This window comes from Rossellomorea sp. QJM3NY_18 (genome assembly GCF_056173145.1).
Window position 1 is genome coordinate 3674399 of sequence record NZ_CM149659.1, and the last position, 26043, is coordinate 3700441.

Annotated in this window: 25 protein-coding genes and 1 riboswitch; of the genes, 9 read left to right on the forward strand and 16 right to left on the reverse strand. The window is 44.8% G+C overall.

The window, feature by feature from the left end; genetic code table 11:
* Positions 1 to 36 precede the first annotated feature (36 nt).
* Positions 37 to 1014 (reverse strand): LLM class flavin-dependent oxidoreductase, encoded by a 978-nt coding sequence (locus tag AC0VXY_RS19080; protein WP_475526179.1) that lies wholly within the window; start codon positions 1012 to 1014, stop codon positions 37 to 39.
* A gap of 128 nt (positions 1015 to 1142) precedes the next feature.
* On the reverse strand, positions 1143 to 1991 hold the full coding sequence (locus tag AC0VXY_RS19085) for a VOC family protein (protein WP_475526180.1): 849 nt from the start codon (positions 1989 to 1991) through the stop codon (positions 1143 to 1145).
* Between the two features lie 160 nt (positions 1992 to 2151).
* Between AC0VXY_RS19085 and AC0VXY_RS19090 the strand changes: the two genes are divergently transcribed.
* On the forward strand, positions 2152 to 2460 hold the full coding sequence (locus tag AC0VXY_RS19090; RefSeq protein WP_435989334.1) for a winged helix-turn-helix transcriptional regulator: 309 nt from the start codon (positions 2152 to 2154) through the stop codon (positions 2458 to 2460).
* Positions 2461 to 2660: 200 nt separating this feature from the next.
* Here the strand turns inward: AC0VXY_RS19090 and AC0VXY_RS19095 are convergent, their stop codons facing one another.
* The gene (locus AC0VXY_RS19095; protein WP_079532121.1) at positions 2661 to 2816 is read right to left on the reverse strand and encodes a DUF1540 domain-containing protein; all 156 of its coding nucleotides are present in this window, start codon (positions 2814 to 2816) and stop codon (positions 2661 to 2663) included.
* 115 nt (positions 2817 to 2931) lie between these two features.
* A complete protein-coding gene (locus tag AC0VXY_RS19100) occupies positions 2932 to 4140 on the reverse strand; it encodes an MFS transporter (RefSeq protein WP_475526181.1) in 1209 nt (402 codons plus the stop codon).
* A gap of 147 nt (positions 4141 to 4287) precedes the next feature.
* Between AC0VXY_RS19100 and AC0VXY_RS19105 the strand changes: the two genes are divergently transcribed.
* The gene (locus AC0VXY_RS19105) at positions 4288 to 4716 is read left to right on the forward strand and encodes a MarR family winged helix-turn-helix transcriptional regulator (RefSeq protein ID WP_435994372.1); all 429 of its coding nucleotides are present in this window, start codon (positions 4288 to 4290) and stop codon (positions 4714 to 4716) included.
* Positions 4717 to 4726: 10 nt separating this feature from the next.
* Positions 4727 to 5482 (forward strand): sugar phosphate isomerase/epimerase family protein, encoded by a 756-nt coding sequence (locus AC0VXY_RS19110; protein ID WP_475526182.1) that lies wholly within the window; start codon positions 4727 to 4729, stop codon positions 5480 to 5482.
* Positions 5483 to 5526: 44 nt separating this feature from the next.
* Here the strand turns inward: AC0VXY_RS19110 and AC0VXY_RS19115 are convergent, their stop codons facing one another.
* Entirely contained in the window at positions 5527 to 6417 is an 891-nt protein-coding gene (locus AC0VXY_RS19115; protein ID WP_475526183.1) for a TIGR01777 family oxidoreductase, read from the reverse strand.
* A 347-nt stretch (positions 6418 to 6764) separates the two neighbouring features.
* Here AC0VXY_RS19115 and AC0VXY_RS19120 point away from each other — a divergent pair, with 347 nt between their 5' ends.
* The gene (locus tag AC0VXY_RS19120; RefSeq protein WP_435989325.1) at positions 6765 to 8408 is read left to right on the forward strand and encodes a M4 family metallopeptidase; all 1644 of its coding nucleotides are present in this window, start codon (positions 6765 to 6767) and stop codon (positions 8406 to 8408) included.
* 160 nt (positions 8409 to 8568) lie between these two features.
* Positions 8569 to 9657, forward strand: a complete 1089-nt coding sequence (locus tag AC0VXY_RS19125; RefSeq protein WP_435989324.1) for a GGDEF domain-containing protein — start codon at positions 8569 to 8571, stop codon at positions 9655 to 9657.
* Between the two features lie 87 nt (positions 9658 to 9744).
* Here the strand turns inward: AC0VXY_RS19125 and AC0VXY_RS19130 are convergent, their stop codons facing one another.
* Positions 9745 to 10692: an arginine deiminase family protein gene (locus AC0VXY_RS19130; protein WP_475526184.1), complete on the reverse strand. Its 948-nt coding sequence runs from the start codon at positions 10690 to 10692 to the stop codon at positions 9745 to 9747.
* Between the two features lie 132 nt (positions 10693 to 10824).
* Between AC0VXY_RS19130 and AC0VXY_RS19135 the strand changes: the two genes are divergently transcribed.
* A complete protein-coding gene (locus AC0VXY_RS19135; RefSeq protein ID WP_475526185.1) occupies positions 10825 to 12135 on the forward strand; it encodes an amino acid permease in 1311 nt (436 codons plus the stop codon).
* A 4-nt stretch (positions 12136 to 12139) separates the two neighbouring features.
* On the opposite strand, the gene AC0VXY_RS19140 is transcribed toward AC0VXY_RS19135, so the two are convergent.
* The gene (locus tag AC0VXY_RS19140; protein WP_475526186.1) at positions 12140 to 12877 is read right to left on the reverse strand and encodes a YqcI/YcgG family protein; all 738 of its coding nucleotides are present in this window, start codon (positions 12875 to 12877) and stop codon (positions 12140 to 12142) included.
* A 64-nt stretch (positions 12878 to 12941) separates the two neighbouring features.
* Entirely contained in the window at positions 12942 to 13571 is a 630-nt protein-coding gene (locus tag AC0VXY_RS19145; protein WP_475526187.1) for a LysE family transporter, read from the reverse strand.
* A 136-nt stretch (positions 13572 to 13707) separates the two neighbouring features.
* Between AC0VXY_RS19145 and AC0VXY_RS19150 the strand changes: the two genes are divergently transcribed.
* On the forward strand, positions 13708 to 14346 hold the full coding sequence (locus AC0VXY_RS19150; RefSeq protein WP_475526188.1) for a spore coat protein: 639 nt from the start codon (positions 13708 to 13710) through the stop codon (positions 14344 to 14346).
* 123 nt (positions 14347 to 14469) lie between these two features.
* Positions 14470 to 14964 (forward strand): L,D-transpeptidase family protein, encoded by a 495-nt coding sequence (locus tag AC0VXY_RS19155; protein ID WP_435989318.1) that lies wholly within the window; start codon positions 14470 to 14472, stop codon positions 14962 to 14964.
* Positions 14965 to 15004: 40 nt separating this feature from the next.
* Here AC0VXY_RS19155 and AC0VXY_RS19160 read toward each other — a convergent pair whose 3' ends face one another.
* The gene (locus AC0VXY_RS19160) at positions 15005 to 16201 is read right to left on the reverse strand and encodes an aspartate kinase (RefSeq protein ID WP_475526189.1); all 1197 of its coding nucleotides are present in this window, start codon (positions 16199 to 16201) and stop codon (positions 15005 to 15007) included.
* Positions 16202 to 16251: 50 nt separating this feature from the next.
* Positions 16252 to 17502 carry a homoserine dehydrogenase gene (locus tag AC0VXY_RS19165; RefSeq protein ID WP_475526190.1) on the reverse strand — a complete coding sequence of 417 codons (1251 nt, stop codon included), beginning with the start codon at positions 17500 to 17502 and terminating at the stop codon, positions 16252 to 16254.
* Between the two features lie 124 nt (positions 17503 to 17626).
* Positions 17627 to 17737, reverse strand: a riboswitch (SAM riboswitch).
* 245 nt (positions 17738 to 17982) lie between these two features.
* Between AC0VXY_RS19165 and AC0VXY_RS19170 the strand changes: the two genes are divergently transcribed.
* Positions 17983 to 19368 carry a DUF2254 domain-containing protein gene (locus tag AC0VXY_RS19170; protein WP_475526191.1) on the forward strand — a complete coding sequence of 462 codons (1386 nt, stop codon included), beginning with the start codon at positions 17983 to 17985 and terminating at the stop codon, positions 19366 to 19368.
* A gap of 127 nt (positions 19369 to 19495) precedes the next feature.
* Here AC0VXY_RS19170 and aspA read toward each other — a convergent pair whose 3' ends face one another.
* From aspA to qoxA, 6 genes are all read right to left on the reverse strand, one after another.
* Positions 19496 to 20926 (reverse strand): aspartate ammonia-lyase, encoded by a 1431-nt coding sequence (gene aspA, locus AC0VXY_RS19175; protein ID WP_475526192.1) that lies wholly within the window; start codon positions 20924 to 20926, stop codon positions 19496 to 19498.
* A 147-nt stretch (positions 20927 to 21073) separates the two neighbouring features.
* On the reverse strand, positions 21074 to 21703 hold the full coding sequence (locus tag AC0VXY_RS19180) for a methanogen output domain 1-containing protein (RefSeq protein ID WP_475526193.1): 630 nt from the start codon (positions 21701 to 21703) through the stop codon (positions 21074 to 21076).
* Between the two features lie 330 nt (positions 21704 to 22033).
* Positions 22034 to 22330 carry a cytochrome aa3 quinol oxidase subunit IV gene (gene qoxD, locus AC0VXY_RS19185; protein WP_435989312.1) on the reverse strand — a complete coding sequence of 99 codons (297 nt, stop codon included), beginning with the start codon at positions 22328 to 22330 and terminating at the stop codon, positions 22034 to 22036.
* On the reverse strand, positions 22330 to 22941 hold the full coding sequence (gene qoxC / locus AC0VXY_RS19190; RefSeq protein WP_435989311.1) for a cytochrome aa3 quinol oxidase subunit III: 612 nt from the start codon (positions 22939 to 22941) through the stop codon (positions 22330 to 22332). The genes qoxD and qoxC overlap by 1 nt, the downstream gene beginning before the upstream one ends.
* 2 nt (positions 22942 to 22943) lie before the next feature.
* A complete protein-coding gene (gene qoxB / locus AC0VXY_RS19195; RefSeq protein WP_475526194.1) occupies positions 22944 to 24905 on the reverse strand; it encodes a cytochrome aa3 quinol oxidase subunit I in 1962 nt (653 codons plus the stop codon).
* 16 nt (positions 24906 to 24921) lie between these two features.
* Positions 24922 to 25941 carry a cytochrome aa3 quinol oxidase subunit II gene (gene qoxA / locus AC0VXY_RS19200; RefSeq protein WP_435989309.1) on the reverse strand — a complete coding sequence of 340 codons (1020 nt, stop codon included), beginning with the start codon at positions 25939 to 25941 and terminating at the stop codon, positions 24922 to 24924.
* Between the last annotated feature and the right edge of the window lie 102 nt (positions 25942 to 26043).

Genomic DNA, 26043 nt, shown 5'->3' on the forward strand with positions numbered 1-26043 from the left:
TCTTATTTTCAGAGGGTTTCATGGTGTCAGCTTGAATTAGAGAACCGCCTCAGCGATCAACTCATACGACCTTACTTTTTCTTCGAATTGCGACACGTTGGTGATGATCATAAATTCATCGGTTTGATATACTTCACTTAGCATCTGAAGTTCTTCTTTCACCTTTTGAGGAGTTCCTACTATCGCTCTTTTTCTGTTTTCCTTTATTTTTTCTTTTTCTTCCGGTGTCAGTACTCTTGCCTTTGCTTCTTCAACGGAAGGAATTTCAGTATCAATCCCCTTCTCTACAGCTAATAACCACAAGTCTTGTGTGATAGCCATTTCTTCTGCTTCCTCCTCGGTTGGAGCGCAAACGACAAAGATACACACATTGCTCAAAGGTCGGGCTAATGAGGGTGAAGGCTGAAATCGGGTTTGATAATAATCCAACGCCCGTTTCCCATTGACCGGATTGATGAAGTGACCAAAGGTAAAAGCCGTGCCTTTTTCAGCTGCCACCCGGGCCCCACGGTGGGTGATGCCCAATATCCATGGAAGTGGAGGAGACACTGCGTCAGGATAAGCCTTCACTGATTGTTCAGGTGAGAGATGCAAGTAATTCTGAAGAGCCTCGACCTGTCCAGGGAACTCATTCATACTCTTATTCAACCCATCCGTAAGAGCCATCCGTGTTTCATATGATCCCCCGGGGGAACGCCCGATTCCAAGATCAATGCGATTGGGAAATAGGGTTTCCAACACTTTGAAGTCCTCCGCAATTTTATACGGGCTGTATTGTGGAAGGAGGACACCCCCAGATCCGACCCGGATCGCACGCGTCATGGACGCAATATGTGAAATCAGTACCTGGGGAGCAGAGCCCGCAAGACCATTCGTATTATGATGCTCCGCCACCCAAAATCGTGTGTACCCTAACTCCTCTGTAAACTGTGCAAGCCTGACTGTATTCCGAAACGCAGTACCTGCGTCCCCACCCCTCACAATCACAGACTGATCCAACACACTCAACTTCATCCATCTCACTCCCCCTGCTAACCGAATTTCCTTTAGTATGTACATACCATTATCCCACTAAAAACTTCGGGTTCATAAAAAACTGCTTAGAGGGACGGACCTCGTTTTCCGAGGTCCGTCCCTCCCCTTTACAAGCTTAAATAGATGTGGTTGCCGGATGGGTCCACTGTGAGGATTTTACCGTCATGTTCCTTGATTGTGGCCCCAATGGATTTGAGACTATGAATGATGCCGCTGCGCTTTTCTTCATTTGGGAAGCGAAGGGTGAACCAGTTGAGGCCCACACTGTTTTCGGCAGGAGCCGGTGCGCCTACACCATTCCACGTATTCAATCCTATGTGGTGATGGTACCCTCCTGTTGAAATGAAGAGTGCCTGATTCCCGAATCGGCTCACCACGTTAAAGCCAAGACCATTCCCGTAGAATTCTTCAGCCAACAACAAATCAGATACGTGGAGATGGATGTGCCCCATCACTGTAGCGGCAGGGAGTCCATTCCACGCATCCCCTTCTGCCTCGGCTAATATCCCCCGTGCATCGATGGGATCAACGGTCATCTCGACTTGATCACCATTCCATGTCCAATCGGATGCTGGACGATCCCTGTAGATCTCGATTCCGTTACCATCAGGGTCGGATAAATATAATGCTTCACTGACAAGATGATCAGAAGAACCAAGCTGTATATTCAGCTTGATCATATGGGCCAGTATCTTACCAAGCTCCTCTCTACTTGGCAGCAACAGAGCAAAATGATACAACCCGGTCGTCCGCGGCCCCTTAGGTAAAGCTTCTTCAAGCTCTTCCAGGGATAACAGACTATGAACACCGTCTACCGTTAAAGTGGCCTGTTTATCTGATTGCTCCAGCACTTTAAACCCGATCACTTCCTTGTAAAAAGATAGAGATCGCTTCAAATCTTGTACGATCAGGTTCACTTCTCCAACAAATGTATGGGGTGCTTTATGAAAGGTCATTATAATTCCTCCGATTTATTTTAGATGTTTGTCATTGAGTTACTTTATGTAACTTATTTTAATTTAATAACTAATTTCCGTCAAGTAATTAAATTACCTAATTACCCGTTATATGATATACTACTAATTAGAATTCCCACGATCAAAGGAGGCATTGAGGATGAACCAATCTGAAATATGTCCAAGATTTGAAAAAGCGATTGGTATCTTAAGTCAGCGATGGACGGGACTCATCATTTATCAACTGCTTTCCGGTCCTCAACGGAACTGCACCATCAAGGACGCAATAGGCATCAGCGGCAGACTTCTTTCCGAGCGATTAAAGGATCTTGAACAAGAAGGAATCGTTACACGGACCGTCTATCCCGAAACACCGGTGCGGATTGAATATTCGTTAACAAAGAAAGGATATTCTTTAGAGCCTTTAATGAAGAATATAGAGAAGTGGTCCCAGGAGTGGATTGAATAGGATTGAGAACCCGTCTGTTATTGGCGGGTTTTTTGTTTAGATTTTTTTGGATCGAAATACAGGCAGCACAAAACGACTACCTTATCCGGACAAGCAAGTTGCCCATTACACATTGTGGGCTAACTTGCATAACATTGAGAATTATTATCAATACTAATAAAAAAAGAAGACAACCACGCCTATGGTTGCCTTCTATCCTCTTACATACCCGGTTCGAATGTTTTGCAGTCCGTTTCTTCACTGTTGTGTGCTTTATTCCCTTTATGACTGACAACAAAAATCTGGTCTGCAGAACATTTCTTTCCTTCACTGTTGTACCTGCAGTTGCTTACTTCACATAGTACGTCTTGTGCCATGGTTTTACACCTCCCCTGTACAATTAGAGTGTACGTTTCGTTTCAGGTTCATACCTTTACTTTAACCCTTGATCAAAAAAGGGACTTACCTTCGAAAGGTAAGCCCCCATTCATTTTATAGCTCAAATGCTTCCTCATAATTTACAGCCATTACTCTTCGTTTCGTCACGATTTTATATGCCGCCACTGTAACCAATATCACTCCACTGCAAATGAGATACAACGCTGAAAAACCGAACTGCGAGGAAACAAGCCCCAGCACAAACGACCCGACCGCAATCCCAAGGTCATAAAAGATGAAAAACGTAGCAGTCGCATGCCCGGTTCTCCTCTTCGGTGCCGCCTGTATCGACATGGTCTGGAAACTTGGGAGCAAAGCACCGTAGCCGAGTCCGATCAGCGTACCTGCAATCAATAAGAAAAGGACGGAATGAGTGAAGCTCAAGAGAATCAGTCCACCTGCAAAAATGATCAGGGACGGATAGATGACCGCATTGGGCCCCGACCGGTCAAACAATCGTCCCGTATATGGCCGCGAAAGCAGCATGGCTGCAGCAAACACGACGAAGAATAAACTGACGGATTCGAATAATCCGATAGACTTCGCATAAATGGAGATAAACGACATGATCCCGGAATAAGCAAATGAGGTCAAAAACCCTACCAATGCAATCGGGATTGCCTTCACTTCTATTAAATCCTTAAGAGTTATGCGTCTGCTCACTACCTGTTCCACCACTTCCTCCTCTGTCACCTGAATGCCAAATGAACAAAGGAAGCCAATGACAATGATCCAAGCAAGACCCATAAACAATGTCGAGTATGGAATCCACTGGATAAGGGCCAGAGAAAGAAACGGTCCGACCACTACGGCCAGGTTCATCGACATGGCAAAGTAACCGAGTCCCTCCCCCTTCCTGTTTGCCGGGATCATATCAGCGGCAATCGCCACCATGACCGTTGAACCGACACTAAACCAAATTCCATGGAAAAAACGGAGCCCCATCAAAAAATAAAAATCATTTACCCAGAAGTAAATGAATGAGGAAATACCGAACATCAACACACTGAGGATGAGCGTCTTTTTCTTACCCAACAGCTCAATGATTTTTCCGGAAAAGGGACGTACGATGATTGCCGATAATAAGAAGACCGTTGTAGCAAGTCCTGCCTGTCCTTCTGTTCCATGTAACTCATCGAGTACATATAGAGGCAGGATGGTTAACAATGAGTAAAAAACTAAAAAGAGAAAAAAATTATTCAGTAGCGCCATAAAAAATGGCCGCGTCCAGATGTTTTGTTTCGTTGAGTGCTCCACTATCATTCTCCTTCGTACAATTAATTGTTATACTAATTATATCTATAACATGTATATTTGTAAATATAGTTGTTGTAACAATTAATTCAAATTCTTCCGGATTTCATGTATGATAAAGAGAAGAAACTCATGTAGAAGGTGAAACCAGTGACAATGTCCCGAGATGAATCCATTGGCTTATATACGAGCCATACAGTCAAAAATATTATTCGATTCCTCACTCTCCATCTAAAAGAATTCGATGTGACACCTGAGCAGTGGACCGTTCTGAAGAGACTTGCAGAACAAGATGGAATCAGTCAAAAGGAGCTTGCCATGAGGTCAGAAAAAGATCAGCCCACACTGACAAGAATCCTGGATATTTTAGAAAGAAAAAAGCTGATTTACAAAGAAAAGAACTCCGAAGATAGAAGATCATTCCTTATTTCCATCACAGAAAAAGGAATGAAAGCGAAGGAAGAGCTGTCCCCTTTCATTGAAAATCTTTATGAAGATACGATTCTTAAAGGGATTTCAGAAGAAGAATTAGAAGTATATAAGAGCGTTCTTTCTCAAATCAACGCGAACATGACCAAAGGATAGGAGTGAGCGTATGAAAGATATTCCTGTTGCCCTCCAGATGTATACATTGCGAAACGAGGCAGAAAAGGATTATATCGGTACTCTTCAAAAAGTGGCTGATTTAGGCTATGAAGGTGTAGAACTTGCTGGTTACGGAGGCTTATCCGTCAAGGAGCTGAAAGAATTACTGGACAAGCTGAATCTTCGTGCCGTCTCCAGTCATATTTCTTTATCCGAACTAAGGAGCAACGTTGATCAGGTGATCGAGGATCAGCTTGAGCTGGGTAGTACCTACATCGTTTGCCCATATTTGCCCCCTGATGAACGAACAGAGGAAGATTATTTCCGATTGATCGATGACCTGAACGCCATTGGTGCAAAATGCTTTGAAGCGGGTATCACTCTCTGCTATCATCACCATGACTTCGAATTAAGGACTCTTTCGAACGGGAAAACGGCTCTCGAGACGATTATGACTGAAACGAATCCCCATATGGTCAAAGCTGAATTTGATATCTATTGGCTGACCTATGCAGGGGAAAATCCTGTTGAGTGGCTGAAGCGTTACCAGGGGCGGACTCCCCTTGTCCATTTAAAAGATATGACAACGGACGGCGAACGATTTTTCGCGGAACTTGGATCAGGTGGAGTGGACCTGGAATCGATCCTGGAATTCGGCATGCACAGCGATGTGGATTGGTGGATTGTCGAACAGGACGACTCAAAGATCCCTCCCATCGACAGCGTTCGGAAAAGTCTTGAATACTTACGGCATAACCAAATTTAATATAAGAAAAAGGAGAGCCGGGTACATTGGCTCTCCTTTCGTCATCACTTGGTCAAAATCTGCCCCAGTGCTTTTTCCAGCGTATCATATTGAAAGACGAATCCTGCGTTCCCCAGCCTTTCCGGAATGACCCATCTGCTTTTCAGGACCAGTTCGGTTTCCGTTCCAATGAACATCGCACCTGCTTCAAGCATCCATTTAGGAGTCGGGAGCCCTATCTTCTTATTCATAACGTTCCTTAGGTGAGCCATGAATTCACGATTCGTGACCGGGTCCGGCGAGGCACAGTTGAACACTCCACTTAACTCCTTCTTTTCATTCAAAAAAAGGATGATTCGGTACAGGTCTTCTACATGAATCCAGCTGAATTTCTGGGTGCCCGGCCCCTGCACCCCTCCGAGACCAAACGTGACCAGGTTTTTGTACGGCGTCATCACACCTCCATCCGTCCCCAGAACGATGGCGATCCGTAAAGCCGCCTGCCTTGTCCCCGGTAATGAAAATGAGAAGAATGCTTTCTCCCATTCTTTGGCCACTTCAACGGAAAAGCCTGTGCCGATATCGCCGCCTTCCTCTGTCATCGGCCGGTCCTCTGCATGACGATAGATCGTGGCGGTACTGGAATTAATCCATAAGGAAGGCGGATTCTGACATTGTAGAAGTGCCTTCCCCAATATATTCGTTGTGTCCGTCCTGGATTTGAAAATGTCCGCCTTATTCTTTTCATTGTACCGACAGTCGACTGACTTCCCAGCAAGATTGATGAGCATATCCGCCCCTTCCAATGCCTGTATCACTTCATCGGATCGATTCCATGGGACGTGGGGAGACTGCCTGGAAATGATGATCACTTTATAGCCCTTTTCGAGAAATTTCTTCTGAAGATATTGGCCGATGAAGCCTGTTCCCCCTGCTATGACGATTTTCTTTTCCACAGTATCCACTCCTTTTCCCTTTGTAAGTTTGTGAATTATTTCACATTAATTATACCAAATTCTGTAACGAATTCAACCTCTTTTTGCCTGCTCTACCAATGCACAAAAAATAGTGGAATATTCCTAGAAAAATATTTTTCACCGATTGGTATAGATAATGGCAGAAATTCCCCTTAAATTTGTTTTATATCGACATTATCAAACACTAAATATTTCAAATTTACTGATAATTACCATTTTTTTCATTGTCAATCTTCCTTTTTTTTACTAGACTACTAATTAGCCGCCGGGGCCAAAAGAAATAGCTATTTCCAAAAAATCTATGATCAAAAGGGGAAATTGTAATTATGTCGAAAAAGAAATTAGTCAGTTTAGCACTAGGTACTTCTCTTGTATTCAGCGCCTCCTTTACGGGTGCTTCCGCATTCGCCCAGTCTTCAGATTCAATTACTTCTAAAATGGACATTCATCAAAAGGTCATGAACATAGATAAAAAAGGGCCGAGCTTCTTATCTGGGAAACTATCAAAAGGTATTGTAAAGAACGATCAAGATGTGAAAAAGTTCATGAAAGAGAATAAAGAGCTTTTCGCCATCGATCCACATTCTGAACTGACATTGCTTGAGAAAACAACAGACGATCTTGGAATGTCCCACTATCGATTCACTCAATCAGTGGACGGTGTTCCTGTGGAAGGAGCCATCTTCATTGTCCATACAAATAAAAACAATGAAGTGACGGCAACGACGGGTCAGCTTTTCAAAGAAGCTTCTAAAAAAGTGACCAAGACAAAATCAAAAATCAATCAAAAATCCGCAACAGATCTCGCTTGGAAGCATATCGGTCTATCAAAAGCCGACACCTTGAAAGGTGCACAAAACGAGTTCGCCATTGATGCGAAGAAAGACAGTAAAGTTAAAAACACCACTGAGAAAAATGATCTTGTGATTCATGAGAAGGATGGAAAATTCACTCTTGCTTATAAGGTACAACTTCAGTTCATCGAACCTTATGGAGCGAACTGGCAGATCTATGTGGATGCCAAAGACGGATCGATTGTCGAAGCTTTCAATGCTGTGACAGATGCAGCGACAACCGGAAGCGGTTATGGAGTTTTAGATGACTATAAAACTCTTAATACTTATTCTTCAAACGGAACTTATTACCTATTTGATGTGACGAAACCTATGAACGGTGTCATCGAGACCTATACGGCTCAAAATGGATCAAGCCTTCCAGGGTACTATTCCACTGATAGCAATAACTCCTGGACTGCTTATTCCCAGGCTGCTGATGTCGATGCCCATGCGTATGCCGGGAAAGTCTATGATTATTATAAAAACACACATAACCGCAATAGTTTCGATAATAACGGAGCGTCCATCCGTTCCACTGTCCATTATGGGTACAATTACAATAATGCGTTCTGGAATGGTTCCCAAATGGTCTATGGTGACGGAGACGGATCGACCTTCACATCTCTTTCTGGTGCACTGGATGTGGTTGCCCATGAGCTGACGCATGCCGTGACGGAGCGTACTGCCGGATTACAATATCAATACCAATCCGGAGCACTGAACGAATCATTCTCTGATGTGTTTGGATACTTCTTAGATCCGGGCGATTACTTAATGGGTGAAGATGTCTACACACCTGGCATCTCAGGAGATGCTCTGCGCAGTCTTTCAAACCCTTCTAAATACGGACAACCGGAACATATGAATAACTATGTGAACACTTCTTCCGATAACGGTGGTGTTCATACAAACTCCGGTATCCCGAATAAAGCGGCTTACAACACGATCTCAAGCATCGGGAAAGCCAAAGCAGAAAAAATCTACTATCGTGCCCTGACTGTTTACTTAACACCAACAAGTAATTTCAGTTATGCACGTGCAGCCCTTCTTCAATCAGCAGCCGACCTGTACGGAAGTGGAAGTTCCACTTACAATTCCGTTAAAGCAGCATGGGATGCTGTCGGGGTTTATTAAGACACTATCTAGTCATAGACAAAAAGCCGTCCTAACCGGGACGGCTTTTTTTGTCTTTATAAGAATCTCCGAAAATACTTCACCAACCTTCCCGGCAATCCGATATAATGAATATAGGTAATAAGTCACAGTGTCGATCCACTATGAAGGAGGGATGATCATGTTAGAGCATTTATTCATCAACATATGTATCTTAATATCCTTTTTGTACTTTGCCGGGATTGTGTTGAGAAATCCAAGGAAATCACCGATTCCAATGAATGCATTGATTGGATCTTTCTCCGGGGTTCTTGGATTGGCTCTCATGTATTTTGCCATACCCTTGGATCACAATAGTATAGTGGACTTGAGACATTTAGCGGTCGTGACCGCTGCCGTCTATGTCGGCTGGATTCCTGCCCTTCTTTCAGCCTCCATCATCACAGTCGGCAGAACGATCATGTTCGGCGTAACGCAGGAAGCGATTGTGGCTGCAATCGGTATGTTGGTTATCGGAATCATCTGCAGCGTATTAAGCTTTCTCCCTTACCGGAGACTAGTGAAGATACAGATTATGAACCTGGCCGCCCTGATGATCATTTTCATTTCGTTACAAAACAACATAGGGTTCTTGAATACATTGAAAATCATTCCCTATCATACGATTACTTCTATCCTGGTCGGCTTTATCGCTTATTTTATTGCCGAGCAGATCAAACGTTCAAATGAACAATATCACCAACTGGAACAGAATGCGACGAAAGACTTCCTCACCAACCTTAACAACGTCCGACAATTTGACGTAAGTTATAATCAAGCTTTGAAGCATGCTCATGAAAGACATGAAAAACTGTCCCTGCTCCTTATCGATATTGATCACTTCAAAAATGTGAATGATACGTTCGGTCACCCGGCAGGTGATGAAGTGCTAAAAGAACTCGGAAAGGTATTGACGTACCACTCAAGATCTTTTGACATCGTTTCCAGAAATGGAGGGGAAGAGTTCAGTATCCTTTTGATTGACTGTCCTCACAGCCATGGGATGGTGATTGCGGAAAGACTTCGGGAAGCGGTGGAACGACACTCCTTTATGATTACAGAAGATCAGTCCATTCTCATTACAATTTCCATCGGAGTATCCACTTTCCCGGATACTGTTTCACTTGCGGGAGAAGAGATTTTTGAGCAAGCAGATAAAGCCCTCTACCTGGCGAAACGTACAGGTCGGAATAAAGTGTGCGATTTCAACATGGTTCAAGCCATTCCATGATCATAACCGACAGAATTCAACATCATTTCCTGGGAAAAGGTGTTGAATCCTGTCAATAACCCAGAGGAAACGATAACCATTTTCCAGTTATTCTTGCCGTTCAAACGGCAGCGTCATACACCTGATCCCGCCCCCGCCTTTTTCAAGCTCATTCACATCCACTTCAATCAATTTCTTTCCTTTTAATAACGGATGATCCTTTAATATGCTCTTATTGGCCTTCGTGCTGATCAACAGGGTTTCCGGGTCCAAATTCAGAAAATTGATATCCGCGACCGTATGCTTTATGTCATCCGTCCATAATACGTCGAAGCCCTGACGCTTGATAAACTCCTCCATCATCACGTACCGGCCACCCTTTTCAGAGACGATTTGGACAGGGAACAGCCTCATATAGCTTTTGGCAATGAGGAGATTTCCGCCGGCAACATTGCAATTCATGTCCAGATGCATCGTTTCACCCGTCCGGGGTAAGTCAATGATCCCGATTTCCGAGAACCCGGCCTGAAAGATCTTCCCCTTCAATGCTTCTATGCTTTCGATGCTGGATCTAAGGCCCGTATTAATGAAAACGGTGTCCCTGTTCAACACAAACACATCACCGTTCTCCAATGCCTTCAATCGGTTATTATCCTGAATGGAAAAGGTCTTCTCATCAAACCAGGTTTGAAATAATTCATGACTGTGAACATACTCGGGAGCCCTCATGGTAGTGCCCGCATCCCCCGGGATCACTGTATTCCCGTACACACAGGCGAGATCCCTTACATAAACACGGTTGATGAGCTGTTGATTCAAGTCACTGACATCATCTGTAAGGTGATCGGAGTAATCAATGACCCTAACACCCGCGTCCTCCATGGCTCTCTTCATCTCTTCGTGGTTTTCCTTCGCTTTCTCCTGGTTTACCGCCTTCTCCCACCCGACATAATCCGCCGTCCTTTGATCGGGTACATCCACTGATGAAGGCGAGCATACCATGACCGTCTTCAATTCTCCATGTTCGTTCCAGCAATTCGGATGAATCCTATCCATCAGCCAGCCTCCTCTCCTCGATTTCATTCTTCCTTACTTTCTCCTTTCTCAGGAAAAATCATTCCTGTGCCACTCACATATTTCAGGAGGTTCAACGTCAAACTATGAAGGATAAAGGTCAGGTGAAACTATATGAGCAAATGTACAAATCAGACAAATCTAACGTGGTGGCAGCTCTCTTTCATCGGGGTGGGCTGCATCATCGGAACCGGTTATTTCCTTGGCTCAGCCATTCCGATACAAAAAGCGGGAGCTTCTGTTCTCATTGCCTATTTGGTCGCTGGTATCGGAACTTGGATGGTGTTCCAGGCACTCGCCAAATTGACGGCACATCACCCGGAAAAAGGGTCATTCCGGACATATGCTAAACAAGCTTACGGTTCCTGGGCAGGGTTCAGTAATGGATGGGTGTATTGGTCGGCAGAAATGTTGATTATGGGGAGCCAGTTAACCGCTCTCGCCCTCTTCGCTCAATTTTGGTTTCCCCGGATCCCGCTTTGGATATTCACAGCCGGATTTGCCTGTCTTGGGTTGGTCATCATCCTCATGGGAGTCCGGAAAGTGGAACAAATGGAGAATGTGTTCGGGGTGATGAAAGCCGCTGCCATCGTCATGTTCATCATCATTGCCGGTGCCGCCATGTTTGGCTGGCTGGGGGACGGGTCTTCGGGGCGGGTTCTTCAATCACCCATAAAGGAAGTTCTCCCTCATGATGGGAAAGGCTTATGGCTCGCCCTTCTTTTTGCCTTTTATGGATTCGGTGGAATTGAAGTGATGGGTCTGATGGCCAAGGAACTGAAGGATCCAAAGGATGCTCCGAAATCAGGAAACATCATGCTGTTGATTTTGACGATCCTTTATATGCTATCCTTTTATCTCGTATTAAAGCTGGTACCGGCAAGCAGGATCGACCCAAATGAAAGCCCATTTCTGACAGCCCTTGACCAATACAGCATTCCGTGGGTCCCCCACATATTCAATGCCGTGTTGATCATTGCCGGGTTTTCTACCATGGTCGCTTCTTTATACGCCGTCACCACGATGCTCGTGGCTCTGTCCGAAGAAGGCGATGCACCCCGTATTTTTGCTAAAAAAGGAAGAATGGAGGTCCCGCTGCCCGCCTTCGGATTGACCACTTTGGTGGTTGCACTTTCTATTGTCGTTGCCATGCTGGTTCCGGATAAACTCTTTGAATATATCACTACCGCTGCAGGACTGATGCTTCTGTATACGTGGCTTTTCATTTTGGCTTCCTTTCACAAACTTATGAGCCGGACAGCCTGGGATCTGACCCGTTCCATCATTGCCCTGCTTCTCATTCTATTTGCCATCAGCGGGACTCTTCTTGATAGGGTGAGCTGTGTCGGTTTCTTTGTCAGTCTCGGATTCATCCTCTTGATTGCAATGGCTGCCTTCATAAAAGAAAAAAGAGTTAAAGCCTGATGCCTTAACTCTTGATCTTCTTATGCATATGGGAAAAGGGGCATTTGCTCATGGAAGAATCATCGTCGCTGAGATAATACTGCTTCCACTCATAGTTGTCTTCCTGTCCATACCATTTCAGGCTGGGATGAGGATCGACCTCATCGTATTCAACGAGCCGCTTTCGTATGACCTTCTTTAATTTCTGACCGAATGCCGTAGAAGAATTGATTTCGTCAAATACCCACCGGGGCTGAAAGGCAAGCAGAAAATAAGGAAAGTGACGACTTTTTCGGACGATGTGAGCAGGAGTCGCGCAGAAGGAAAAATAAGGTTCCCCGTCAAAGCAAAACTCCCACGTGTGATCATGGGGATCCTTTCCGATCTCATCCGGCCAAGGTGTAGCATCTAGCCTGTGTACCCGATTTAACAAGTCCCAGAAAATCTGTTGATACGATTCAACGGAACCCCCGATCTCCTCTGATTGAAAAAACACAACAAGAGATGCATACTTCCCTGTATCCCTTGAAATGCCTCCGTATTGCTTTAATAATGAGACCAGCTTATCCGTCGCTTCCTCCTTTCTGGGATCTTCTGCAAAACCGAAGCGCAATGTATCTGTTTGAAAGCCTTGCTTACCCGGTACGCACGGATACGGGTGCTCTTCATCACACATCAGTTCCGAGAAGTGGAGATAGGCAGATTGCTGCCAAGGAGTAAGTTCTTCCAAGTGTTGATCGATCCAACTTTTTGTATATAACATGTAGCCGAGCCCTCCTAACGATTACACATCTATCCTATTAGGAGGGCGCCCATTGGGTGTCTGTCTAACCGAACAATATCCGACAGGCCTCTACGCCGAAATAAATGCCAAACCCCATCAGGACGATACCCGATACGATGGAAATGATACTCAGGATGAGGGGACTCACCAGCTTCCTTGCCCCCGTCGCAACAAAAGCCATTGTCACATCCCAAAGGGTGATTCCCAGGAATATTCCCAAACTATATAAGAAAAGCTGCGAGGATTCATATGATCTGGATGTCTGGGCGAGGATCGATCCATAGATTCCAAGCCAGAATAAAATGCTTAACGGATTCGAAATTGCCATAAAGAAACCCGTACGAAACGATCTCCCTTTCGACTCATTCTGCGATTGAGGTGAAGAGGATGTGAGGGTTCCCGACTTCTGGATGCTTTCAATCCCCGTATAGGTCAAAATAAAAAAGCCAAAGATCCATAAACATAATTTTATGATCGGTGTATCAATGAATTGAGCCAGTCCAAAATAAATCAGGAGCATAAAGATCCCGTCCGCCACCATGCCACCGATCCCAACAAGCCAGGCGTGGAAGAAACCGAAGCGGATCCCCTTATCCAATTGGGCAGCATTGATCGGTCCCATAGGCGCGGACAGGGATAACCCTAAAACGATGTAGCTAATAAATATACTCATATCCGTACCACCTTCAAATTGACTTCTCCCTATTGTATTCGGACAGGCTGGGAAGTATTAGGGCAACAATGAGTGATACATAATTTTATTTTGCGGGGTTATTCTAATCATCGAAGCCAATAAAGGAGGAATATATATGAATAACCAAGGTCAACCCAATGGGATGCCACAACCCGGCTCTCAAATGCCACCGAATATGATGAACACCCAAAGTCAAGACCATGGGGGGCATGAGCTATTTGATGCCCATGAAGTCATCGCAGGGATCATCAGCATGCTGGATCAATATCAAATGTATGATCAACACATTCAGGATCCGGAATTAAAAGATATCGTCAAGCGCCAGACAGACTTCGTGACGACCATGTACAATACCATTGTAGGAAGTTTCTCGACCGGACAGGACCCGATCATTCCGACACAACAATACCAAATGACCCAAAACCATACGACCACTTACGGTATCAAACCCGGTGCACCCAAAAAACCGAATCAATCCGTCCAGGAGCTTTCGGATAAAGGCTTGTCCGCTTATATGCTGGGCCAGACGAAATCACTGGCCACACTCCTTGCCATGACGGCTCTCGAGATGACAAATCCCGTACTGCGGCGAGTTGTGGCAGACAGCGTACCGAACTTCATTGAAATGAGTTATGAAATATTCCTTTACCAAAATAAACACGGGTATTATCAGGTTCCTCAACTGAATGCACAGGATATGGCCCTCATGCTGCAGAGCTATACGACTGTCCCACAGCAAAACCTGCCCCAATGATCTATACTTTAAAGCCTGCACCTTCATGGATGCAGGTTTTTTTAATATGAGCTATTGAACCACTTTTCCCCCTGACACATAGAATAGAATGATAAGAAGGTGAAAATAGGAGGTTTGGTACCATTGATTCACACCGTCAAGACAGGAGAAACTCTTAATCAGATATCAAGGGATTTCAGGACTCCCCTGCCTGACATCCTGAACGCCAATCCCGGTATCGACCCGGATCAACTATACCCTGGACAGACGATCAACATCCCCGGAATCCCCGATACCACCGGGAATCCGTACAGAATTCAAGTATCTGTCAACAACCGGACTCTCCGATTATTCAAAGATGGTGTTCAAGTGAAAGAATACCCCATTGCAGTCGGAAGGATCCTTTTCGAAACGCCCATCGGGGAATTCATCATCATCAATAAAGCACCGAATCCCGGGGGGCCCTTTGGAACGATGTGGATGAGTTTATCCAAAGAAAGCTATGGGATCCACGGAACGAATAATCCCGCCTCCATAGGCAATGCAGTCTCCAAAGGATGTATACGTATGAATAACAAAGACGTGGAAGAGCTCTCGGGCATCGTACCAATCGGGACTCCCGTATCCATCACCCCATAAAGAAAGAAGTGTATAGGGCGGACTATACACTTCTTTCCCTTTATAAAATCGCCCTTTTGGATTCTATATAGTCCAACCCGAAGTGCATATGAAGTATTCTTGCGGCCTTTTCAGCGTCCGTGCGATCGACAATGGCGCTCAGTCCCACTGACGATTCCCATACGGACACCTTCCCTATGTGGTAATCATGGAAGACATTCGTGACCTTTTCTTTTACTTCCCCTGAAGACTGGATGCTTCCAATCACACATACCTTCGATACATCTTCCCTTATGTCAAAATGAGAGTAGGCCTGGTTATATTGCCTGACGATTTTTTTCACCAGGGGAACATCCTGATCTTTAATGATCAGAGCCAGACCTTGCGGATGCCTGATTCTTTCTGTTTCAATATGGTGTGAATCTAGATCATAGAGGATCAAGGATTCCCCTCCATCGCATCCATGGATCGTAAGGACCGAGATTTCTTCCTGGAGGGCTACCCCCACGATGGCATCATTTCTTTGGACTTTCCCGCTGATGACGGTTCCCCGCCCCTCTTTTAAACTGGAACGGACGATCATAGGTACTCCGTGTTCCTTTGCATGTTTAATCGCTCTCGGATGGAGGACATTGGCTCCCATCACGGCAAACCGGAGCATGTCATTATAAGATAGGCCGTCGATTTTGGCAGCCCGGGCGACCACTCTCGGATCGGAGGTATACACCCCGTCCACATCCGTATAAATATCGCATCGCTCGGCATTCAGGGCTGAAGCCAATGCAGCAGCTGACGTATCGGATCCACCCCTGCCTAAAGTGGTGAGCTCCCCCTCTTCGGTGACGCCTTGAAATCCGGCCACCACCACGATTCGTCCATCGGATAACTCTTCTTTTATCCTTCCCGTATCAATGGAAGTGATCTTTGCATTGCCGAACACTGCATCGGTCCGGATCCCCGCCTGCCGACCTGTCAGAGAGATGGCCTTCATCCCTCTGTGCTGAAGGGCCATCGTCAGAAGGGAAATCGTGACCTGTTCCCCTGTCGCGAGGAGCATATCCATCTCTCTTTTACCGGGATAATCAGAAAGTTCCCCTGCCAGTTTCACAAGGATGTCCGTCGTATTAGACATCGCCGATACGACAACCACTACTTCATTCCCCTTTTCTTTTTCCTTCACGATTTGACCGGCCACCCGCTTCATTCGATCCGTAGAACCTACAGAGGTTCCACCAAATTTCTGAACAATGATACTCAAGTGATCCCCCTACTTTCTATCAGTTCTATTTTCTGCTTTCCCTACAGCCGTCATAAAACACCGATTCCTTCCTTCACTTCATTTTCAAGAGGAATTTCGTGTAAAATCGATACAGCCTGAATGTGGTCATGTGATTGAAGAAGAGATTCAAGATCTTCTTTTCTGCCTTCGACAAACACGTAAAGATATTCTCCAAGCTGAATGCGGTCCTTTAAGGTGAACGGTGTAATCCAGCTTTGATATTCCTCTTTTTCCTTGAACCGCAGGACCCATTGGCTGATGCTTTCTTCTTGGGAATCTTCGCTCGTCACCGTCTTTTCGGGAGAAACGGTGTATTTCCCCTGTATCAGGGAGAGGAAATCCTCCACCATGGCACTTCCAGTCGGATATTTCCCCGCTCCGGGACCGAGTAGTGTGACTCTCCCTACCAGACTCCCTTTCAGTGAAATTGCGTTTTCCACATCCTCCACCCCGTAAAAAGGATGGGTGTCGTGGACAAGGGTCGGTTCCACTCCTCCCTTGATGCGATTGAATCCGTCACGTTCCAGTGATCCAACATGCTTGAATCGCAAACGGAAGGACTCGGCTGCCTGCAGCCATTCCGCCGTCAAGTGTGTGATCCCTTTCCGCCGGATATCCTTCCAGTCAGTCTGCTTGCCAAAGGCGGTCTGACTTAAGATCAGAAGCTTATAAAAGGCATCATATCCTTCAATGTCGCTCGTCGGATCCGCTTCGGCATATCCCTTCTCTTGCGCCTGCTTTAGAGCAGTTTCAAAGGAAAGCCCCTTTTTCCTCATTTGGGATAGAATGAAGTTGGATGTCCCATTCAATATGCCTTGAATGCTTCTGATTTCATTTACCTTCAGGAGCTGACGGATGGTGCCGATGACCGGGATCCCTCCGGCCGTGGTCGCTTCGAAACCAATGGACACCCCATGATTTAATGCCTTTTCCAAAAGATCGGGACCGAATTTTGCAAACATGGCTTTATTGGCCGTTATGACGTGAATCCCCTTCTCGATGGCTTGATTAATATACGTATAAGTCGGTTCTTCTCCTACTATCGCTTCAAAGATCACATGAAGATCAGGTATGTCGAGAATGTCTTTATAATCGGTCGTAACCCTGATAGACGGATCGATTTCCCGTTGCTTAGAGGGGTCCTTAATGAGGATTGCCCTTATTTTCACCTCTTTACCGAGTACTTCTTTCAATCTTTCCTGATGAGTATCAATGGCTACACAGACCCCTTGACCAACTGTTCCAAAGCCCAGAAGCGCCACATTTATCGATGACATCATTCAGCCTCCTTTTTTCCGGTTTTACCTGCACGTACGATTCCTGTCTGAAGGCGTGGTGGAAAGAAAGAGGGTATGCAGAAAAGCCCTCTTCTTGTAAGAAGAGGGCTGATTGACCATGCTCCTCCCCTTATCTTCCAGATCCACATGGAATCTGTAGGAATTGGCACCTTTACAGACTGATCCTGCAGGTTGCCGGGCTTCATCGGGCCTATCCCTCCGCCGCTCTTGATAAGAGATATAACGTTATGTTTTCACTTGATATTTGAGTATGAATTGGATTATATAGGGGATTCACCCCTTCGTCAATAGAATTTTTGTTATTTTTTAAAAATTCTTTCACTTAAGCCGGATGGGACATTTCCAATAAGTTTAGTTTGGAATACTCCTATTTCTATTATTTTTTGGTTGAAGGGAGTTTTAACCCTGTTAGAGAGGGAAAACTAACCCATATCCATTTACTAGAAAGGACACGTTTCGATCATGTTAAAAAAGATCCTTCCTTTATCCATTCAAAAATATTTGCTCATGTCAAAACGACAGCGCATGCATGAAATCAGGCTCACCATTTGGTATATGCCCTTTATATACATATGCCTGTCCTTTCTCATGGTCGCTGTTACCCTTTATTTAGATCTCTATCTGGAAGTGTCACAGTATACGTTTGATATGTTAAGTATGGATGCATCTGTCACTCGCATACTGGTAAGCACACTCATAGGTGGCATTCTGACACTCAGTGCTTTTACGCTCAATTCCCTGCTCGTCGTGCTGACGATGTTCAGCGGACAGTTTTCACCCAGGATGCTGTTGGATTTCATTTCGGACAAACAGACACAGCACGCCCTCGGCATTTTCAACGGCAGTTTTGTTTACGTGCTCTTCCTTTTCCTATTTATTGGAAGTTCAAAGGACGAAATGTTCGTCGCAGCGCCGGTCATGACGATCGGACTGGCGTTCCTTACAGCCCTTACGTTCATATTCTTCATCAACCATGCCTCGACTTGGATGCAGGTCCATAATATTACGTACAATATGAAGCAGGTTTCTGAAGTGATGATCAACCAAACGCTTAAAAAAGATTTGGAGACCCATCGTACGACAGAACATGGCGATACGATGGATCAGTATAAACAGAATACCCTTCATGTGAGTGCTAGGGGTTCAGGCTATATTCAATTAATCGATTTTCAAGGAATAATTCAAATGGCAAAGGCTGAGAACCTTATCATTCAGCTTCATTACAAAGTCGGGGACTACGTCTTGGCCGGAAATGAAATCTTGAGCATATGGGGACCGGACACAAAGGATATTTCAACAAGTTTCTACCTCGACTTCATTGAAATGGGGCATAAAGAAACTGAAATTCAAGACTTGCAAATGGGGATTCACAAGCTGGCCGAAGTGGCAATCAAATCACTCGGGAATGATGACCCTAAAACCGCGTCTAATACCATCGATCAGATGGCCGACCTCATGCTGACAATTGAGGATCACTTATCCTTCACCCCCTACTTAATCGATGAGGAAGGAAGAACCCGGGTCGTCCTTCAATCTGAACCGTTTGATTATTACCTATATCGGGGATTTGGCTATATCCGTCACTATGCAAAAGACAATCATTTGATCATCACGGACATTGTGCGGGCACTTGCCCTTATTGCTGAATCCATTCAAACGGCCAAGCATGAAGCCATTTGGAAGTTCGCCTGCAATACCATTGACCATATAGAGAGGGAAGTCATTTATGAATTGGATAAGACCTTTCTCCTTCAGGAAGTCCATAAGCTGGCACGGCTCACTCAAAACCTTGAGGAGTATAAGAAAATAGAAAATAAATTCTACCCGTCAGCCAATGAAAACACGTAAAAAGCTTCTTCCCTTCCATGAGGGAGCAAGCTTTTTCTTTGTTTGGCCAATGGCGAGGTCTTCTCCTTGCGCAAGCTGCTATAAAAAAACGCTCCGTCATTATCTTAACGGAACGTTTTCATATCTCTTATTCCCGATCAAAAAGTACACGCCCTGCAATTCCTGGATTCGTCATTTCATAAGGATTCAAGATCAGATCAAGCTCTTCTTCGGTAAGAACATCATATTCGAGACAAAGTTCTCTCACAGACTTCCCTTTTAGAATGGCTTCCCTGGCAATCCGTGAAACGACTTCATATCCCAGGTGAGGATTGACCGCCGTGATGATGCCTACACTGTTTTCCACATATTCCTTCATACGTGTCTCATTCGCTTCGATCCCGACGAGGCAGTTGTCCGTAAAGCTTCTGAACGCATTGTTCATGATGCTGATGGACTGAAGGAGATTGAATACAAGAACAGGTTCCATTACGTTAAGTTCAAGCTGGCCGGCTTCTGAGGCCAGTGAAATAGTCTGATCATTCCCCATCACCTGGAAGGCTACCTGATTGATCAGTTCCGGCATGACCGGATTCACTTTACCCGGCATGATGGAAGAGCCGGGCTGTCTTGCTGGCAGTGAAATTTCACCAAGTCCGGCACGGGGTCCAGAAGCCATCATACGCAGGTCATTGGCGATCTTGGACATATTGACCATGCAGACCTTGAGTGCAGCCGACACTTCTGTGTATGCATCCGTATTTTGCGTAGCATCGACAAGGTGTTCAGCCCCTGTCAGTGGCAAACCGCTGATATCAGCCAGGTGCTTCACAACACTATTTATATATACAGGATCCGCGTTCAAGCCGGTCCCTACTGCTGTTGCCCCCATATTAACTTCATACAGATGATCGCGAGTTCGTCCGATACGTTTAATGTCGCGTTCCACTACTCTGCTGTACGCTTCAAACTCCTGGCCAAGGCGGATCGGTACGGCATCCTGCAGATGGGTACGTCCCATTTTAATGACGTGATCGAACTCCTGGGCTTTCTGTCTAAAGGCATTCAGCATATGCTCCATTGTGTCGAGGAGCTTCTCTAATAATTTCAGGGTGGAAATATGGATGACCGTCGGAAATACATCGTTGGTCGACTGTGACATATTTACGTGGCTGTTCGGGCTCACTTTCCCATATTCCCCTTTACGATGGGACATGAGCTCAAGTGCGCGGTTGGCAATGACCTCATTGGCATTCATATTGATGGATGTGCCTGCCCCTCCTTGAATCGGATCCACGATGAAGAATTCATGAAGCTTTCCTTCAAGTATCTCATCGGAGGCCTGCACGATGGCTTGACCGATTCCGTCATAGAGGCGTGTCGTTTCCATGTTTGCAAGTGCAGCCGCTTTCTTTACGACTGCCAGGGCATCGATCATCTCTTTATGAATTTTATATCCTGTAATCGGAAAGTTTTCCACTGCCCGTAACGTTTGTATTCCATAATACACATCTTGGGGTACTTCTTTTTCTCCAAGAAAATCTTTCTCTATTCTAAATCCACTAGTGACATTGATCATTTTTCTTCTCCCTATTATTTAATTTACAGCTTCTCCAATTGATGATTCTATCAATTTCCTGGTCAGTAGGCAACGATTTTGAGAGAAACCCATTTATTTCATTTGTCCGAAGCGCACCAGTTCAACTTGATTCATAAGGACCACTCATTATCTCTGTTTTACCTGCTCCCTTAACTCTTCAAGCTCTCCTACAAGTTTCATTACAAGCTCATCGCTCTGTCTCAGTTGCTCATTCAGCAATCGGATGGTTTCTTCCTCCCATTGAAACGGGTTACCATGATCCGGGGTATAGCTGAGGTCTTCATATACATCCCCTTTTTCAGCTGGCGTATCACGGAAATATATAGCTACCTCACAGCCTGAATCCCCTACAGCAATCCTTTTCCGTAAAACCACTTTTGAATAGCCGAATTTACGCGACGCGATCCCGCCGAACACACTTGAAGTCATATTGCATAAATGGGGGGCGTCTTTAACGGTTTCACCGAACGGACAGCCTTTAGCCTTCACCACCACATGATCCGGGTGCACTTCTGAAATATAGAAGTGACCCCCGATGGAGTTCTTCAAATCAATTATGACTTCAGCATACCGTTCAATCGTCCATTCTTCATCCTTCTTCCCATACAGACTTTCAATCCATTCCCCAGTACGCAGTCCAATTTGACGGATGTATTCATCTGCTGTTTTCCCTACCGTCTTCTGATGGATACGAGCATATTGAGTGATAAGCTTACTTAAAAAAATCGTCCCGGTTAATGAAGTTTTCGTTTCCATTCCATCTCTCCTTCATTTGATCTATGACGTTAGGCTCATTTAAAGGCATACCGTACCGTAGTTCAACTTGCCCTTTACTTTTTAAGTGTTATGAACTCGTTTTCTTTCAGTATAACATCTATGAACCGGATTCTGTTTGTTTGTTGGACTTTTATCTATGTGGTCCTGTTCTATATAGGACTAAAATCTCATATATTACCAGAAGAAAGTCCTGAGAGAATTAAAAGCTTAATGATATTCTTAAAACCCCTTTCCCCGGTGGGCAGGATGGGGTTTTAAGAATATAAAAAAAAGAAGCTGTTGAGATGTCCAACAGCTTCTTTTTCTATTTTAATGCATATTGCTCAATACCCAGACAGATCCGGCCACGATGACAATCGCGATGAATGCCGCAGACATCATCTTACCTACCTGCCATCTGCCTTCACCTTCCGTTACGTGCATGAACATGAAGAGCTGGATGGCAGCCTGTATGAAGGCAAGGACGAACACGATCGCTACGATCAGTTCATATGCCATATTCGTATACAGTCCAAACCAGACGGCTAAGAACGTCAACGCAATCGATAAGATAAATCCAATGATCTGAGTCCAAGGTAATCCACTATGATTCGTATGTTGTGACATTATCCCACCATCCCTAATAAGTACACGCTTGTGAACACGAAGATCCAGACAAAGTCCAGAAAGTGCCAATACAAGCTGGATACAAATAGTTTTTTAGCGGTATCAGGATTCAATCCCCGTTTCTTCACTTGGAACATGACGAGAAGAATCCACAGGATACCCACTGATACGTGGAGACCATGCGTCCCGGTCAGTAAGTAAAAGGATGACCAGAACGCGTTCGTGCCCATGGCGGCTCCTTCATGGATCAAATGGATGAACTCGGTGATTTCCATGTAAAGGAATCCAAGTCCAAATAATAATGTAATGATCAGCCAAACCATCATGGATTTGACGTTTCTTTTTCTTAATTCATTGATTGATAGACCAGATGTGAAACTACTGATTAATAAGAATAGCGTCATGATGATCGTATTCTTCATATCAAACACTTCACTCGGAAGCGGGCCACCCATCGTTCCGGCTTTCAGAGCGAAGAACGTTGCAAAAATAGTGGCAAACAATGCAATTTCCGCGCCCAGGAAAACCCAGAATCCGAAGATGTTCAGTTTACCGATATCGGATTGATATTCAAGCGGCGTGTTTGGATCTATATTCGTACTATGTGCCATGCTCACGCCTCCCTCTTATACGGATTTTCAGTCTTTTCTATTTCTTCCACACTTACATAATAACCTTCATCCTGCTTGTGTGACATCAGTGAACGGAATGCCATGCATCCGAAGATACCGACAAGCGCCATGATCGCCATCCAGAACAGTTCGAATACTAAACCAAATCCTGCGACAAAGAATAATGCGGCCATGATGAAAGGTGTCCCAGCATTGCTTGGCATGTGAATCGGTTTGTATTCAAAGTTATCAGGAACCATCTTTCTTCCTTCTTGCTTCATATTATGAAATGCATCAAGATCCTTCACTTCAGGAACATGTGCAAAGTTGTAATGAGGGGGGATTGCTGAGCTGGTCGCCCATTCTAGGGTACGTCCATCCCACGCGTCACCTGTTGTTTCTCTCTTGGCAAAACGGAAGCTATAGTAGATTCCGTACACAAGAATCATGAATCCTACTCCCATTCCGAAAGCTCCGACAGAAGAGATCATATTCAATGCCGTCCAGCCGTCTTCAGGTCCGTATGTGTACACACGTCTCGGCATACCCGCGAAACCTAATACGAATTGAGGCAAGAAACAAAGATTGAAGCCGATGGAGAAGAACCAGAAAGTCCATCTGCCGATCCGTTCATTCATTTTATGTCCAAACATCTTAGGATACCAGTATGTGAGACCCGCGAAGCAGGCAAATACAACACCGGCGATCAGTGTGTAATGGAAGTGAGCTACCAGGAAGTAGTTATTGTGATATTGGAAGTCGGCCGCAGCCATTCCAAGCATAACCCCTGTCACCCCACCAATCAGGAATGTCGGAATAAACGCAACAGACCATAACATCGGGACAGTAAATTCGATCCTACCCTTAAATAACGTACCCAGCCAGTTGAATATCTTGATTCCCGTCGGTATGGCAATCGCCATCGTTGAAATCGAGAATACACTGTTCACTGCTGCGCTACCACCCATTGTAAAGAAGTGATGGACCCACACAAGGAAGCTTAGGCCAGAAATCGCTACAAGTGAGATAATCATAGATTTATAGCCAAATAATGTTTTTCTTGCAAATGTAGCAATGATTTCTGAGAAAATACCGAAAGCGGGCAAAATAACGATATATACTTCCGGGTGTCCCCATAGCCAGAAAAGGTTTGCCCACAGCATCGGGTCACCACCATCCGTCAGCGTGAAGAAGTGGGAACCAAATATCCGGTCAAATGTCATCAATGCTAACGTGACAGTCAGAATCGGGAAAGCAAATACGATGATGAAAGCCGTGATCAACGTCGTCCATGTGAACATTGGCATGCGAAGAAGCGTCATGCCCGGTGCACGCATCTTGATGATGGTGACGACAAAGTTGATACCCGTCAAGAGTGTACCGATTCCCGATATTTGTAAGCCAAGCAGGTAATAGTTAATACCCGGTCCAGGACTGCCTTCAATGGCAAGTGGTGCGTAGTTCGTCCAGCCAGCATTCGGTGATCCACCGAACACGAAGGACATATTGAAAAGGATTGCCCCGAACATGAATGCCCAGAAACTTAAGTTATTCAAGTATGGGAAGGCTACGTCCCTTGCACCGATCTGCAAAGGAACAACCACATTCATCAATCCAAGTAAGAATGGCATCGCCATGAACAGGATCATGATTGTACCATGTGTCGTAAAGATTTCATTGTAGTGCTCGGATGTTAAAAATGAATTATTCGGCACGGTCAATTGTGCCCTCATCAAGAGTGCATCGACTCCTCCGCGGAAGAGCATGACAAGTGCAGCCAGGATATACATAATCCCGATTTTTTTATGATCAACGCTTGTGATCCAATCGTTCCACAGCCATTTCCACTTTTTAAAATAAGTGAGGACTGCAACGATTCCGATTACGGTGAAAACGATTGAAATGTTAGCTCCCAGAATCAACGGATCGTTAAGGATCAGATTATCCTTAATAAAATCAAACATTTAAAGTCCTCCTCTCTTAGTGCTCATGACTACCTTCGTCTTTATGGTCGTCATCTTCATCTTTTTTCTTCTTATCGTCATGGTCCATGCCTTCATGGCCTTCCATATCCATATTGCCATGAATGGATTCAGCATCTTTATCTGCTCCACCTACCGTGGTATCCAGTCCGTACTTCTGGCGGATCGCCATGGCATACTCGGAATTCTTACCATGATTGACGAATGCTAAGTGAGTAGATGAAAAGGTCATCTTATCAACCGTTTCAGGAAGCATCAGTTTTTCATACGTATCCTCCGTCAATTTCGGTTCGTCTTGAGCATCTTCTACCCAATCTTCATATTTGTCTTGTTTCATCGCAACAAAATCAAATGTTTGGTGCGTCATTCCCTCACCAGTGAAGTTGGAATTTCTTCCATCATACGTCCCAGGCTCATCAGCCTGCAGATATAAGTCATTGACCATTCCAGGCATTCCATAGATCTGACCGCCGATTTGCGGTACCCAGAAGGAAGCCATGGAATCAGCTGCGGTTACTTTGAAAAGAATCGGATGATCCTCAGGGACATTGACATAGTTTACAGTTTCGATTCCTTCTTCAGGATAACTGAAGATCCATTTCCAATCGACAGCCGTCGCATGGATCACGATCGGGTCTTTATGGGAGGTCGCTTCCGGTGCGTTCCTCAATTCATAAAGGGCCTTTGTATTCGGGATGGATAATGCGATGACGATCAGAACAGGAATCAACGTCCAAATGATCTCAAGGAATGTACTTCCGTGCATATCCGGTTTATAGTCACTATTCTTCTTACTGCTTCGATACTTGAATAATATGATTGTAAAGAATCCAAGAACAACAACCATAATGGCAATCATATAGTAGATGGATAACATAATCAGATCTTTTTGAACGGCTCCAACCGGTCCTTTGGGATCCAGGACGATCAATTCGCTATCCGTACTGAATATAATGATGAAAAATAACGAAATTAAACTTATTAAGACAATTAAATACGGTTTAAATTTATTAAACAAAAGAAATCACCTTCCTTTATGTAGAATTTACTCTCGTAGACTTATACTATCAAATTCTCTAATCAGGTACCCTTCATAACTTCATTTTTAAACAGATTTTCG